Origin of the sequence: Pseudomonas sp. SAS7 (assembly GCF_052112345.1) — a bacterium.
Lineage (GTDB): Bacteria > Pseudomonadota > Gammaproteobacteria > Pseudomonadales > Pseudomonadaceae > Aquipseudomonas > Aquipseudomonas putida_Q.
Map to the genome: position 1 here is coordinate 724,528 of NZ_JBEGGO010000001.1, position 15,034 is coordinate 739,561.

Below are 15,034 nucleotides of genomic sequence, written 5' to 3' on the forward strand. Positions count from 1 at the left end.
GCCTAGTCCTTGTCGGCATGGGTCATGGCTGTGTAGAACAGCCACGACACCAGCAGGATGATCAGGAAGTACACCAGCGAGAACGCCGCCGCCGGGCCCAAGTCGAACTGCCCCACGGCCATGCGCGTGAGGGTCTGGCTGAGAAACGTGGTGGCGTTGCCCGGCCCGCCACCGGTCAGCACGAATGGCTCGGTGTAGATCATGAAACTGTCCATGAAGCGCAGCATCACCGCGATCAGCAGCACGTTCTTCAGCTTGGGCAGCTGGATATGGCGGAACACCGCCCAGCCCGAGGCACGGTCGATGCGTGCAGCCTGGTAGTACACGTCGGGGATGGCGCGCAGCCCCGAATAGCACAGTAATGCCACCAGTGAGGTCCAGTGCCACACATCCATCACCAGCACGGTGAGCCAGGCGTCGAACGGGTCGCCGGCGTAGTTGTAGCTGACCCCGAGCTTGGCCAGGGTGGCGCCGAGCAGGCCGATGTCGGCACGGCCGAAAATCTGCCAGATGGTGCCGACCACGTTCCACGGGATCAGCAACGGGATCGCCATGATGATCAGGCACACCGAGGCCATCCGACCCTTGGTCGGCATGGTCAGGGCAATGCCGATACCCAGCGGGATCTCGATCAGCAGCACGCAGGCGGAGTAGATGAACTGGCGCAGCAGCGCATCGTGCAGCGCCGGGTCACGCAGTACCTGGCGGTACCAGTCGGCACCGACGAAGTAGCGGTTGGACTGATCGAAGATATCCTGCACCGAGTAGTTGACCACCGTCATCATCGGTACCACTGCGCTGAACGCCACCAGCAGAAACACCGGTAGCACCAGCCACCAGGCCTTGTTGTTCTGCACCTTGTTGCTCATGGCCCGGCCTCCAGCAGCACATCGTCGACGTACAACATCAGCCACTGCGCCGGCAGGCTGACCCAGGCCTGCTCCACCGGCAACGGGCGGTCCTCGCCCAGCCGCGCCTTCAGCGCTACACCGCCCAGTTCGAGGGTGACGATGCGGTAGGTGCCCAGGTCTTCGACATCCAGCACCCGTGCCGGGTGGGCACTCTCGAACGGGCTATCCCACAGCTGCACGAACTCCGGGCGAATGCCCACCTGCAGTCGCCCACCCGCCGTTGCCGCCAGGCGCTCGCGCAGGCCATCGGGCAGCGCCAGGTGGACATCGCCGAACACCACCCCGTCCGCCTTGGCGCGCACGTCGATCAGGTTCATCCCCGGGCTGCCGATGAAGTAGCCAACGAAGGTATGCCGCGGCCGCTCGAACAGCTCGCGCGGGGTGCCGAACTGGACAATGCGCCCGCCGTGCATCACCGCGATCTTGTCGGCGAAGGTGGAAGCCTCCAACTGGTCGTGGGTGACGTAGATCATGGTGATGTTGAACTGCTCGTGGATCTGTTTCAGCTTGCGCCGCAGCTTCCACTTCAGGTGCGGATCGATCACCGTCAGCGGCTCGTCGAACAGGATCGCCGACACGTCATCGCGCACCAGGCCGCGCCCCATGGAGACCTTCTGTTTTTCGTCGGCACTGAGGTTGCGCGCCTTCTTGCGCAGCACGCCAGCCAGGTCGAGCACCTCGGCAATTTCTTCCACCCGGGCACGCACCCGGGCTTCATCCAGCCCCTGGTTGCGCAAGGGAAAGGCCAGGTTGTCGAACACCGTCATGGTGTCGTACACCACTGGGAACTGGAACACCTGGGCGATATTGCGCGCCTGTGGTGACAGCTGGTTGACCGGTTTGCCGTCGAACAGCACTTCGCCATGGGACGGCGTCAGCAGCCCGGAAATGATATTGAGCAAGGTCGACTTGCCGCAGCCCGATGGCCCGAGCAAGGCATAGGCACCGCCCTGCTCCCACACGTGATCCAGTGCGTGCAGGGCATAGTCGGCCTCGCTGGCGGGCTGGCGGCTGTAACTGTGCGCCAGTTGGCGCAGGCGGATTTCGGCCATCATCCTCTCCTTGCCTGGCGCAGCCCCGGGGCCTGCACCAACGCCCCGGCGCTGTCGAAGACGAACAGCTTGTGCGTGGGGATGAACACGCGAATCGGCGTGTCCACCTGGTATTCGTGCACCCCGGGCAGGTGCAGGACCATGCGCCAGTATTCGTTGCGCACATGCAGGAAGGTTTCTGAACCGCTGATTTCTGCCAGTTCCACCAGCACCGCCAGCTCCAGGTCATCGTCATGGGCCGGCACCAGGGTGATATGGCTGGGGCGCACGCCAAAGCGGTAGTCGCCCTCGGCCAGCGGCTGCAAGTCGGCATTGCGGGCAAAGTGCACGGCCTGGGCCAGGCTCACCTCGTTGCCACTGATACGGCCCGCCACCAGGTTTATCGGCGGCTCGGAAAACAGCTCGGCCGCCAGCACACTGCCCGGGCGCTGATACACCTCGGCGGTGGGCCCGCTCTGCACGATCCGGCCTTCGTGCACGAGGGTGGTGGTGCCGCCCAGCGCCAGCGCCTCGTTGGCCTCGGTGGTGGCGTACACGGCAATGCAATGACGCGCCGCAAACAGTTCGCGCAGTTCTTGGCGCAGGCCTTCGCGCAACTTGTAGTCGAGGTTCACCAACGGCTCATCGAAGAGGATCAACGAGGCATCCTTGACCAATGCCCGGGCCATCGCCGTGCGTTGCTGCTGGCCGCCGGAAAGCTCCAGCGGCAGGCGCTGCAGGTAGGTTTCGATGCGCAGCATCTCGGCAGTTTCCTGCACCCGCCGGCGGATCTGGTCCTCGGCCATGCGCGCCTGGCGCAGCGGCGAGGCGATGTTTTCGAACACGCTCAAGGTCGGGTAATTGATGAATTGCTGATACACCATCGACACGTTGCGCTGGCGTACCGGCACACCGGTGACGTCCTGGCCATCCATCAGCACCCGGCCCTGGTCCGGGCGGTCGAGCCCCGCCATCAGGCGCATCAGGCTGGTCTTGCCGGCGAGGGTGCGGCCCAGCAGCACGTTGAACGAACCGGGCTCGAAACGCAGCGAGGCCTCGACGATCCAGGGCTGGTTATCGACGCTGCGGCTGACCTGCTCCAGCACAAGGGACATGGCGTGGCCTTCTTGTGATTGTTGTCTGCGGTGCACAGCCAGTTCCGTGCCAGTCGCCCCCCGGTGCTCTGGTCCGGGGCCTGGGTGGCAGCGCTGGCAAATCGCGGCTTCACACGTGAACACAATCACTGAACAACTGAACACTTGCCGGTTTGACAATGAACACCCGTGGACAACACTGAACAGCGGTCGGCCCATAACAACAACCCGAAGGACAGGCCCATGGCCGCATCCGCTTCGACCCATGCCCAGCTGATCCAGGCTTCCTGGGCACGCTGCCGCGATCACGGCCTGCAGCCGCAGCACGCGCCGGATTTCGACTGCCTGACCCGCACCGAGCTCAGCGCCCTGCTGGAACGGCGCCAGGCCCTGCTGCGCCTGACCCGCGAGGAAGTGCTGCCGCAATACACACACCTGCTGGGCAACGCCAGCTACCTGGTGATGCTGGCCGATGCCAGCGGCTGCATACTCGATAGCTGGGGTTCACGGCGTTTCATCGAGCCGAACCACCAGCAGGGATTCAGCGCCGGTGCCCATTGGCTTGAGCGTGGCGTCGGCACCAATGCCCTGGGCACCACGCTGATTTGCGCCCAGGCGATTCACGTGGGCCAGGACGAACACTTCCTGCGCCAGAACCGCTACATGTCCAGCGCAGCCGCCCCCCTGTTCGACGCCGCGCGGCAGCTGGTCGGGGTGCTCGACGTTGCCAGCGACGGCTACCTGCCGGCCAGCCAGACGCTTGGCCTGGTGCGCATGATGGGCCAGAGCCTGGAAAACCGCCTGATCCTCGCCGAGCATGCCGAACGGCATGCGCAACTGATCTTCAACAGCGCGTCCGACAACCTCGACAGCCCTTGGGCCGGCCTTCTGGTATTCGATGAGCGAGGGCAGGTGCTGGCCGCCAATCACCGGGCCGACAGCCTGCTCGGCAGCAATCCGCTGCGGCAGAACATCGAGCAGCTGTTCCAGTTGCCCCTGCAACAGCTGCTCAGTCATCCCCGAGAACAGGCATTTGCCCTGCAAGCCACCGGGCGCAATCGCTTTCATTGCCAGTGGCACCCCCCACGCAAAACCGCTCGCCGCCCCGAGGCCGACAGTGGCGAGCCGCGCCTGGAAAAAGCGTTGCAACAGGCCGGCCTGTTACTTGAAAAAGACATCCCGGTGTTGGTGCAAGGTGAAACCGGCGTCGGCAAGGAAGTGTTCGTCGACAGCCTGCACCGCGCCAGCAGCCGCGCCAACCAGCCGCTGGTCGCCGTCAACTGTGCGGCGATCCCGGCCGAACTGGTGGAGTCGGAGCTGTTCGGCTACGACAAAGGCGCCTTCACCGGCGCGCACCACAAGGGCAACCTGGGGCTGATCCGCAAGGCCGACCACGGCATCCTGTTCCTCGATGAAATCGGCGACATGCCACTGCCCACCCAGGCACGCCTGCTGCGTGTGCTGCAGTCGCGCAGCATCCAGCCGCTGGGCAGTGGCGAGCCGGTGGCAGTGGATATCCGCGTGGTGTCGGCCAGCAACCGCGACCTGGCCGAAGAAGTGCGCGCCGGGCGCTTTCGCCAGGACCTGTATTACCGCATCGCCGGCCTTGCGCTGGTATTGCCGCCGCTGCGCGAGCGCGCTGACCGGCACCAGTTGATCGAGCAGGTGCATGCGCGTTTTCGCGACCCAGGGCAACCCGCGCGGCTGTCCCCGGCCATTATCGACCTGCTGGATCAACACCCTTGGCCTGGCAACCTGCGTGAACTGGCAAGCGTGCTGCAAGTTGCGCTGGCCCTGGCGGGCAACGAGCCTATCGGCGTCGAGCACCTGCCTGCGGGCTTTCTGGCCGAGTCGCAGATGGCGGTGCTGGTGGCGGCCGAAGAGACGGACCTGCAGATGCTGGTCGAGCAAGCCAACGGCAACCTGTCGGCGGTCGCACGCCGGCTCGGGATCAGCCGCACCACCCTGTACAAGCGGTTGCGTGCGCGCTGATGGTCATGAACCCATCGACAAGCTGGGCTCACCCATAGCCTTCAGCCAGGTAGTGTCTATCTACCCGCCCACCTGTCCCCGCCATCGCTAGGCTCCTGGCTCCCTTCCAGCAGGACCTGCCGATGACACATGCACATCACTCCCATCTCGCCCTTGTCCGGCGTCAGATCCCACAATGGTTAAGCCAGGCTAGCCCAGCCCGGCGTGCTGAACTGGCCCTGCTGATCCGCGACAGCGAGCGCCAGACGCAACGCCTGAAACAGGCCATGGCACCTTTGCAACCCGTGGATACCTTCTGCCTGCCGCTGCTGACGCAAGCACTGGCACACTGGTTCCCGGACACCCCAGTGGCAACACTGCTGCACGCACACGTTGTGTTCACCGGCGCAACGCCACCCAGGCGCATGTCGGTGCTCGAAGCCGCCCTGCAGAATGCCGAAGCCCATACCCCCGTCAGCCTGCTCGCCGCGGACCTCAGCCCCCTGACGGTGGATGCCGCGACCTTTATCCAGGGCATTCGTAACCTGGACCTGGGCCAGCGCTACCGTTCCCACCTGGGCGACATCGTCGATAACGATACCTTTCGCGAGCTGCTCGAAACCCAGGACCGCAGCGCATTCTGCGCCGAACTGGCCATGGCACGCCTGCGGGGTCACATTGACAGCTGCGGCGCGGCGCTGGCCCAGGCCGCGCTCGACAACCAGGCGCAGATCACTACCGAAATGGGCCGCCGAAACGTGCTGTGCCAGTTCGTCAGCCTGTTCGGCACCCCGTTGAACGGCCCTTTGGTCATCCAGTTGCACGCCGCCGAAGCCGGCGACCCTTGCCTGCTGTATCTACCGGGTGATCCGCAGGGTGCACTGCACCAGCATGCCTCGCTGGGCAGCTTGAAAACCAACCTCACCAACCGCCTGGCCGATCACGATTTCCGCGCCTTCTTCATCCGCCACCTACCACTGGCCCAGCAGGCCAGGTTTATGCAATGCCTGCGAGAAACCCTGTATCCGCTCTATCCCTATGCCGACCTGCAAGCCACGACCCCGGTGCTGGAAAAGGGCGACCGAGTCAGCTGGCTCAAGCGTGCGTTTCCAGGGCCTCAAGACATCTGGCAGGCAACACGCGACAAGAACGCCAGGCTGCCGTTGACCTTGGAGCCATGGCCCGGCAACTGCTTCAGGGCACGAGCGCGAACCCTGGTAGAGCGCAAGTTCCTCGATGCCGCGAGCGTGGCCGTACCGGTCCACCAACTCGATGCACGCGCGCAACTGCAGCACCTTGAGAGCTGGCTGAGCGCTGGGCTGACGGTACTGAACCTGGCCAGTTTCTTTGTACCGGGCCTTGCCGAATTGATGCTGGTGGTAGGGGGCGCGCAGATCGTCGATGAATTCCTCGAAGGTGTTCACGCCGCCAACCAGCAGGACAGCGACGAGGCCATCGCCCACCTGTTCAGCGTCATCGAGAGCCTGGTGCAATTCGCGGCCCTGGGCACCGTAGAGGGATTGCACCCGCCCGCCGGGCCATTGCAGGGTTGGCACCTGATCGACAGTGAGGCCGGCCCGCGGTTATGGCACGGCGACCTGAAGCCCTTCCAGCACAAAGCACCTCCGATGTTGGGAGCCGGTTCTGATGGCCTGTACCAGGCACAGGGGCGCGCCTGGCTGAAGCTTCAGGAACAACACTATCCCCTGGAAAGCCGCAGCAATGGCAGCCGGCGCCTGGCTGCCAGCCCTGGACAACGAATCCAGCCGGCGTTGCAGGGTCGTCAACCCGGGCCGTGGATCTTCGCTCATGAACAACCGCTGCACTGGGATCACGCACAGCTTTTGCAGCGACTGGCCGATAGCGCCACCGGCGTGGATCACCTTGCACTGCAGCGTGCCCTGCAATGCAGCGGCTACGACGAAGCGATGCTGCGCCGGGTAATGGTCGACCGTGAGCCTGCCCCGGCGTTACTCCTGGACACCCTGGAAATGCTAGGCGGCAACGTGCCTGAGCCGCAGCTGCAAGCAACGGATGGCAACCCGCTTGCTCGGGATTTCCCTTCCCTCAGTGCCAGGGCACAAGGCGAAATACTCGACCAGGCAAGTCCCGCGGACCTGTTGCAGATGCAACGCACCCAGCGCCTGCCCATGCGCCTGGCCGAAACCGCGCGCCTGTACCTGAGGGAGGCCCGTATCAGCCGTGCCCTGGCACGTTTCCACCAGTCCCATGGCCCGGTCGCAGATCGCGATGCGCTAGTATTTGCTGCCCTCGAACAGTTACCCGGCTGGACCGGCGAGGCCCGTATCGAACTGCGCGACGGTTCGGTTTCCGGCCGCCTGCTGCATGCCTGCGGCAAGCAACCACTGCCTGCAAAATACGTCATTCGTACCGAGAACAGCTATGAACCACGCAATGAGCAAGGGGGAACACTGGCCAACCGGGTCGATATCTTCCAGGCGATCCTGAACGCCCTGCCCGACAGTGAAAGAACGTCCCTGGGTTTACAGATCCATGAACCCGACAGGCTCCTCGATGCCCTGTTCGACAAGCTTGCCAGCAACCGCCCCGCAACGGCGCGGTTGCTGGGCATGCAACCAGTGCGACCCTTCTACCGTTTGCCCCGACGGCTGCCTGGCGGCCAGATCGGCTACCCATTGAGCGGGCGCGGCCGAGGCTGGATGACCGAAGATGAACTGTTCAACCGGTTGTTCCCTTCGACCGAGCCACAAGCCCGCATCGTCCTGCGTCAACGCCTGCTTCAGCAAGCCGGCGATCAACCTTTCGGCATTTTGCTCGAGCGCCTCCGAAGCGAGTACCTGCAGCTTGAAAGCACTCTGCAGCAGTGGGTTGACAGCCCTCATGTCGTCGGCGGTGGAACGTTCACCGCACAATGCGCGGCCCGGGCAGAAGCAGCCAGGCGCCTGCGCATGGCATGGCGCAGGGAATCGACCAACCCCGCCAGCACCCTCGAGCACGTGATTCTCGACCTCGACGGCCGCAACCTCGGTGCACTGCCCACCCTGCCTGCGCCAATGCCTCATGTCCGCCAGTTGAGCGTCAACTTTCTGTCCGAGTCATCGCATGCCAGCCTGGATAGCTTCCTCGGCGGGTTCCAGGAGGTGCGGTCCCTGGATCTGGAGTGCAACATGCTTGAACACATCCCACCCTCGATCGGGCACATGGCCGAACTGCAAAGCCTCGATCTTTCGAGCAATGGCCTGGATCTGAGCGATAGCAGCACCCTCGACCTGCTGGAAGGGCGCAGCAACCTCCACAGTCTGAACCTGAGCAACACGCTGCCTGCACTCCCGGTCGCTGCACTGGAGCGGCTGGCGAACCTGCCGTCACTGGCGATGCTGGCGATCGACAGCAATGACCTGAACCTGACCACCGAGCACTTCCAGGCATTGGAGCGGTGCCCAGCCCTGACCGAGCTGAGCATGGCCGGAAACGACATCACCCTGACCGAGCAAAGCCGGGCCGCCCTCGCCCGACTGAACCGCCTGCACGCACTGCTCATCAGCGAAAACCCGCTGGACCTGGCGCCCGACGTCAGCGGCTGGCAGCGATTGCAGGCACTTGACTTGCAGCAGACCGGCATCGGCGAATGGCCGAACGGCCTTACCGAACTGCTGAACCAGCGCCCCCTGCAGCTGCTGAGCCTGGACCTCAGCGAGAACCAGCTCAGCGATGTGCCCGTGCTGCAAGGCAGTGCCTTCGCCGAAGCAGTGAATACAGACCAGCCACGGGCATTTTTCGACTTCGACAACAACCCGTTCAGCGAGCAAGCCCAACGACACCTGACCGAAGCCGGGTTGCCAGCGATCAGCGTCGGCGATACCGAAGCCCCGTGGTACGCCGACTGGCCTGACGAACTGCAGCAGCACCGGGCACTGACCGCCAATGAACCCTCCTGGCAGCCGCTGTACCTGCTGTTCGAACGGCTGACCCAAACCGCCGACTACCTCAGCCAGCCGGCCTACTTGCGGTCACGCATGCAGCATGTCCTGCGTACGCTCAGCACCACCCCGGGCGAAGCAGACAGCGGCGGGTGGGGGCTTGCGCAACTGCACGAGCAGGTCATGGAGGCAATCAACCATGCCACCGAGGGCTGTGTCGATCAGGCCAGCCTGCTGTTCCAGCAAATCGAAACCGATGTCATGCTGTGGGATGCGGTCAATACCGCAGCGCCCGATGCGCAGAGCGGGCAAGTAGCGCTGCATAGCGCCGCCGGGCTGCTGCGCCAGCAGCGCCTCGACGAGCGCGTGGGCACCCTTTACAACGCCCGTGTGGCCAGGCGCCGGGCTTTGACAGAAGCGCCTGACGCCGCAGCACGAGACGCCGCACCGCCCCTTGATGCCGACGACGACCTCAACGACGCAGCGCTGATCGAACCCGACTACCACATAGACGAGATCGAGATGGCCCTGCACGCGCGCATGCAGCTGCGCGAATCGCTTGGGTTGCCACCTCAACCACAACAGATCATGTTCGACTACTTGGCTCGCCTGAGCCCTGCGACCGTAAACCGCCTGGGGATTGTCGTCAGGTCGGAGGTCACCCCCTCTCTGTTCAGCCAGTGGGCATGCGAACAGCGGTTCTGGCAGAGTTGGCTACGCCGCCTTCATGCAGATGAGTTCGATGCGCTGGCCAGGCATTGGGACGCCGCGAGCGAGTACCACAGCGAACTGACCGAAGCCACGGACAACCTGGGGGACTACACCGGCCCCGGCGTACCGGCCGCCTACATCGATGCGCTGGAGCGGGAACTGGGCCACATCGAGGGCCTGCACTGGCGGCGCAATGACGCCGTGCAACGGGTCGACCTGGTGTCCGGGCGCTATGCCGATGAAAGCGCCATTTACCAGCGCGCCAGCGCCCTGCTGCTCAGTACCCGCAGGGCGGCGGAGCAGGCGTTGCTGCGCAGCCTGACGCAGGCCTTGGCCAACACGCTCGCCTGAACGGCTCAGGCATCCTTCCATTCACCGGGCTGCCGGTAGCCCGCCGCCCACTGCACCACCTGGGTGGCGGGCATCGGTGGCGCAATGCAGTACCCCTGCGCCAGCTCGCAGCCCAGCGTCATCAGCAGCCGCCCATGCTCCACACTCTCCAGCCCCTCGGCTACCACCTCGCGGCCGAAGGCTCGCGCCAGGCCGATCACGGCGCTGGTCAGGGCCAGGTCGTCCTGGTCGTGCAGGATGTCGCGCACAAACGATTTGTCGATCTTGATCGTCTGGGTCGGCAGGCGTTTCAGGTAACTCAACGACGAATATCCGGTGCCGAAATCGTCCAGCGAAAAGCGCACGCCCAGCGCACGACAGGCGTCCAGGCAGCGGCTGACGTGCTGCAGGTTGTCGATGGCGACTGACTCGACGATTTCCAGGTCCAGCCGCGACGGGTCCACCTGCGGGTACTCTGCCAATAGCTGCTGCAGGCGCTCGGTAAAGTCACCGCGCTGCAGATGCCGTGCGGCGATGTTCACGCTCAATGACCAGGGCTGCCCTTGGCGCCCCCAGGCCTGCAGCTGGCTCAGCGCCTGGCCGATCACCCATTCGCCGATTTCGACGATCAGGTCGGTCTGCTCAACCCAGGGCAGAAAATCGCCGGGCGGCACCAGGCCACGGCCTGGCCGCTGCCAGCGCAGCAAGCCCTCGAAGCCCAGCACCTGGCCAGTGCGCAGGTTCACCTTGGGCTGGTAATACAGGCACAGCTCGCGGTTGTTCAGGGCCCGTCGCACCCGCGCCACCGTCTGGTGGGTGGCCTTGAGCTCCTGCTCCTGCGATACGTCGAACAAGTGATAGCGGTTGCGCCCGCGCTGCTTGGCCACATACATGGCCTGGTCGGCGTGGCGTACCAGCGTATCGGCATCTTCGTCATCCTGCGGGTACAGGGTCACGCCGATACTGGCGCTGAGCGACAGCGTGTGTTCGCGTATCACACAAGGCGCCGCCAATGCCCGCAACACCCGCCTCAGGGCTGCATGCAGGTGGCGCTCGTCATCGACATGGCGCAGGATCAGCACGAACTCGTCACCCGACAACCGGGCCACGGCATCAGCACCGCGCAAGATACTTTTCAAGCGCTGCGCCACTTCCACCAGCAGCAGGTCGCCCACGGCATGCCCGTAACCGTCGTTGACCGCCTTGAAGCCATCCAGGTCGAGCATGCACACAGCCAGCGAAATGTCTTCGCGGCGCGAGTAGGCCAGGGCCTGGTTCAGCAGGTCGGACAGGTAGGCGCGGTTGGGCAGGCCAGTGAGCACATCATGACCCACACGCCACTGCAAGGTATGCAACAGCTGGCGCTTCTCGGTGACGTCAAAGCGGATCGACACATACTTGCGCACATGCCCCGTCAGCGGGTCGACCAGTGGCACCATGGTGCTGTCGACCCAATACAGCGAACCGTCCCTGGACCGGTTGCAGATTTCGCCCTTCCACACTTGCCCGGCGGTCAGGGCCCGCCACATGCCGACGAAGAACGCCGGCTCGTGCAGGCCGGAGTTGAGGATACGGTGGTTGGCGCCCAGCAGCTCTTCACGGCTGTAGCCCGAGATGCTGCAGAACTGCTGGTTGACGTAGGTGATGTTGCCACGCAGGTCGGTTTCGGAAAAAATCGCGGCCGCGTCCACGGCCGCGCGATAGTTATCATCCATGAGCATCCTGCCTTAGCGGTTGAAGCGCTCCACCAGGGCGCGCAATCCGACGCACACCTGTTCCAGTTCGGCGCCGCGCGAGGCGGCGGCGTTGGCGCTTTGGGCGCTGTGCCGGGCAATACCGGCTACGCCGTTGATCTGCCGCGAAACGTCCTCTGCCACCGCTGACTGCTGCTGCGAGGCGGTAGCCATCTGCTGGCTCATGTCGCTGATACGCTGCACCGCGTCACGAATGCCATGCAAGGCGTGCCGGGCCTCCTGTACCTGGGCGACGCCCTTCTCGGCGCCAGTAATGCCTTGGCTGGCAATGGCCACAGCTTGCTCGGCGCCACTGCGCAAGGTGTCGATGATGGCCTGGATGTGCAGGGTCGACTGGCGGGTCTTGTCAGCCAGTGCCCGCACCTCATCGGCGACCACGGCGAAACCACGGCCCTGTTCGCCCGCACGCGCGGCTTCGATGGCTGCATTGAGCGCCAGCAGGTTGGTCTGTTCGGCAATACCGCGGATCATCCCGGCAGCCTCGGCGATGGCACCGGTCTGACCGGCCAAGTGGCTGACCGCCTGGTTGATCTGGGTCACGGTGCCGGCCAAGGTGCGGATGGCCGCGCCACTGGCATCGGCCACTTGGCTGCCCTGTTCGGCAAGCTGATGCGCCGTGTGGGCTTCGGCCGCAGTCAACTGCACGTGGTTGGCCACTTCACCGATGGAAGCCGCCATCTGGTTCATCGCCGTGGCACTCAAGTCGGTTTCTGCGCGCTGCTCCAGCAACGCTGCCTCAGTGCCGCGTGACAACTGCCCGGCATCGTGGGCCGCCACGGCCATTTGCCCGGCCAGGTCGCTGAGCCGCGTCAACGCGGTTTGCAGCCGCGCCTCTTCGCTGATCAGCATCAGTTGCAGTTGCCCGGCGGCACCGGGCAGGTCGCTGTATGTCAAGGCTGCGACCGGGTCGGCGAAAGCACCTTCGGCACCCTGCACAACCTGCCGCAATTGCCGCCCAAGGGCGTTGCGCGCCCACAGGCCGTAGGCCAGGAACAGCCCCAAGGTCAGCCCCTGCCCCACCAAGCCAGGCCACAACTGGTTGGCGCCCAGCGCCAACAGCCCACCCATCAGTGGCAGGGCCAGGCACTGCGCCAACACGTTCAACCGGCGCGGCGCCGACATTGCAGCCTGACCATTGCGCAGCCGCGCATACAGGGCTTCGGCACGGGCCACCTGCTCCCGCGTGGGGCATACCCGCACCGACTCGTAGCCGACCACCCGCCCGCCTTCGAGGATAGGCGTGACGTAGGCGTTGACCCAGTAATAGTCGCCGTTGCGGCAGCGGTTCTTGACGATGCCCATCCAACTCTTGCCAGCCTTCAGGTAGCGCCACATCAACTCGTATACCGCCGGCGGCATGTCCGGGTGGCGCACCAGGTTGTGCGGGCTGCCGATCAATTCAGCATCGCTGTAGCCGCTGATGGCGGCGAATTCGGGGTTGCAATAGGTGATCAGGCTGGCGGTATCGGTAGCGGAAATGAGCCGCTGATCAGAGGGAAAACGTTGCTCGACCGGAGTTACCGGCAGGTTGAGACGCACAATCAGACTCCATTCATGGGGGTACCAGGCGCGCGCTGCCGAGCGCTTTGCGGGATAAATGCTCCTGCAAACACCTGCTTGGTGACTGCCTAGTCAGGCGCGGATTCTACGAGCCCCGCCACATAAAGCAAATAATCCTTACGGATCATGGAGTTATTCATGATCCAACGCCTGCTGCCTTGCTTGGCAAGCTGATTGCAGCGGTATTCCAGGCACTGGCCAGGTCCTGCACAAATTCGTACGAGCCCTCCACATCGCACGCACCGAATTAGAGCCTGGCAAGCCAAAATGCCCCACAACTGGTCAGACCGGTAAGGCCAAAAACCCTTGCAATGTAAGATTTTTCGCGCTTTTATGGCTTCGCGCTGAACAAACCGGTAAGACCACAATAATTAAGTCCTGCGCTCTTTCGCCCCGTGCGGCTACCGAAGCAAGGACACCGATCAGAGACTCCCCCCATGCTCAAATGGTGCTCGCGTTCGATATTCCTGCAAGTCGTGCTCGGCCTTGCCCTCGGCATCGCCTGCGGTCTCAGTTTTCCCGACCTTTCCCTGCAACTCAAACCCCTCGGCGACGGCTTTATCAAGCTGATCAAGATGCTCATCGGCCTGATCGTGTTCTGCGTGGTGGTCAGCGGTATCTCGGGCGCGGGCGACCTGAAAAAGGTCGGGCGCATCGGCCTGAAGTCGGTGATCTACTTTGAGGTGCTGACCACCCTGGCGCTGGTGATCGGCCTGGTGTTCGCCTTCAGCAGTGGCATCGGCAGCGGTGCCAACATCCACCTGGACCAGTTGTCCAGCGCCGATGCCAACGGCCTGGCCGAGCGCGGCCAACACATCCATGGCGCCACGGCGTTCTTCATGGACCTGATCCCCACCTCGGTGGTGGGTGCCTTCGCCGACAACAACATTCTTCAGGTATTGCTGTTCTCGGTGCTGTTCGGCAGCGCCCTGAACCTGGTAGGTGACTCGGCCGCCGGCATCTCAAGGCTGATCAACGAACTGAGCCACGTGATCTTCCGCATCATGGGCATGATCGTGCGCCTGGCCCCCATCGGCGTGTTCGGCGCCATCGCCTTCACCACCAGCAAGTACGGCCTGGAATCGCTGCAGCACCTGGGCGGGTTGGTGGCACTGTTCTACCTGACCTGCGCCGGCTTCGTGCTGATCGTGCTGGGTACGGTGATGCGCCTGTCGGGGCTGAAACTGTTGCCGCTGATCAAGTACCTGCGTGAAGAGCTGACCATCGTCCTTGGCACCGCGTCTTCCGACGCCGTGCTGCCACAAATCATGCGCAAGCTGGAGCACCTGGGCATTGGCAGCTCCACGGTCGGCCTGGTCATCCCCACCGGCTACTCGTTCAACCTCGACGGCTTCTCCATCTACCTGACCCTGGCCATCGTGTTCATCGCCAACGCCACCGGCACGCCGCTGGAAATGACCGACCTGCTGACCATCCTGCTGGTGTCGCTGGTGACTTCCAAGGGGGCTCACGGCATCCCAGGCTCGGCACTGGTGATCCTTGCCGCCACCCTGACAGCCGTGCCGGCGATTCCGGTGGTGGGCCTGGTGCTGGTGCTGGCGGTGGACTGGTTCATGGGCATCGGCCGGGCATTGACCAACCTGATTGGCAACTGCGTGGCCACCGTGGCCATCGCCCGTTGGGAAAAGGACATTGACCTGGAGCGCGCGCAGAACGTGCTCGACGGCAAGCTCGGCTTTACCCCGACGCCGCGCAAACAGCCCAACACGCACCATCAACAGGAATTTTGACCGAAAGTGGCCGGCGATG

At 64.1% G+C, this 15,034-nt stretch carries 7 protein-coding genes and 2 pseudogenes; 3 read left to right on the top strand and 6 right to left on the bottom strand.

Annotated features, from left to right (window positions below; all coding sequences use genetic code 11):
- Window positions 1-2 precede the first annotated feature (2 nt).
- Genes ABI582_RS03250 through ABI582_RS03260 form a run of 3 tightly spaced genes read right to left on the bottom strand, consistent with a single transcriptional unit; the run spans window position 3 to window position 3,057 of the window.
- Window positions 3-869 (bottom strand): carbohydrate ABC transporter permease, encoded by an 867-nt coding sequence (locus ABI582_RS03250; protein ID WP_016500567.1) that lies wholly within the window; start codon window positions 867-869, stop codon window positions 3-5.
- Window positions 866-1,963 carry an ABC transporter ATP-binding protein gene (locus ABI582_RS03255; RefSeq protein WP_442118381.1) on the bottom strand — a complete coding sequence of 366 codons (1,098 nt, stop codon included), beginning with the start codon at window positions 1,961-1,963 and terminating at the stop codon, window positions 866-868. The genes ABI582_RS03250 and ABI582_RS03255 overlap by 4 nt, the downstream gene beginning before the upstream one ends.
- Entirely contained in the window at window positions 1,963-3,057 is a 1,095-nt protein-coding gene (locus tag ABI582_RS03260) for an ABC transporter ATP-binding protein (RefSeq protein WP_442118382.1), read from the bottom strand. The genes ABI582_RS03255 and ABI582_RS03260 overlap by 1 nt, the downstream gene beginning before the upstream one ends.
- A gap of 222 nt (window positions 3,058-3,279) precedes the next feature.
- Between ABI582_RS03260 and ABI582_RS03265 the strand changes: the two genes are divergently transcribed.
- Both ABI582_RS03265 and ABI582_RS03270 read left to right on the top strand, forming a co-directional pair.
- Window positions 3,280-5,028 (top strand): sigma-54-dependent Fis family transcriptional regulator, encoded by a 1,749-nt coding sequence (locus ABI582_RS03265; RefSeq protein ID WP_442118383.1) that lies wholly within the window; start codon window positions 3,280-3,282, stop codon window positions 5,026-5,028.
- A 122-nt stretch (window positions 5,029-5,150) separates the two neighbouring features.
- Window positions 5,151-9,971 (top strand): dermonecrotic toxin domain-containing protein, encoded by a 4,821-nt coding sequence (locus tag ABI582_RS03270; RefSeq protein WP_442118384.1) that lies wholly within the window; start codon window positions 5,151-5,153, stop codon window positions 9,969-9,971.
- A 5-nt stretch (window positions 9,972-9,976) separates the two neighbouring features.
- Here ABI582_RS03270 and ABI582_RS03275 read toward each other — a convergent pair whose 3' ends face one another.
- The 3 genes and pseudogenes from ABI582_RS03275 to ABI582_RS03285 all read right to left on the bottom strand — a co-directional run.
- Window positions 9,977-11,665 (bottom strand): putative bifunctional diguanylate cyclase/phosphodiesterase, encoded by a 1,689-nt coding sequence (locus ABI582_RS03275; protein WP_442118385.1) that lies wholly within the window; start codon window positions 11,663-11,665, stop codon window positions 9,977-9,979.
- Between the two features lie 12 nt (window positions 11,666-11,677).
- Window positions 11,678-12,163: pseudogene (locus tag ABI582_RS03280) on the bottom strand (methyl-accepting chemotaxis protein); the annotation flags it as partial.
- A gap of 750 nt (window positions 12,164-12,913) precedes the next feature.
- Window positions 12,914-13,243, bottom strand: a pseudogene (locus ABI582_RS03285) (PAS domain-containing protein); the annotation flags it as partial.
- Between the two features lie 458 nt (window positions 13,244-13,701).
- Between ABI582_RS03285 and ABI582_RS03290 the strand changes: the two are divergent.
- The gene (locus ABI582_RS03290) at window positions 13,702-15,015 is read left to right on the top strand and encodes a C4-dicarboxylate transporter DctA (RefSeq protein WP_016485879.1); all 1,314 of its coding nucleotides are present in this window, start codon (window positions 13,702-13,704) and stop codon (window positions 15,013-15,015) included.
- Window positions 15,016-15,034 lie beyond the last annotated feature (19 nt).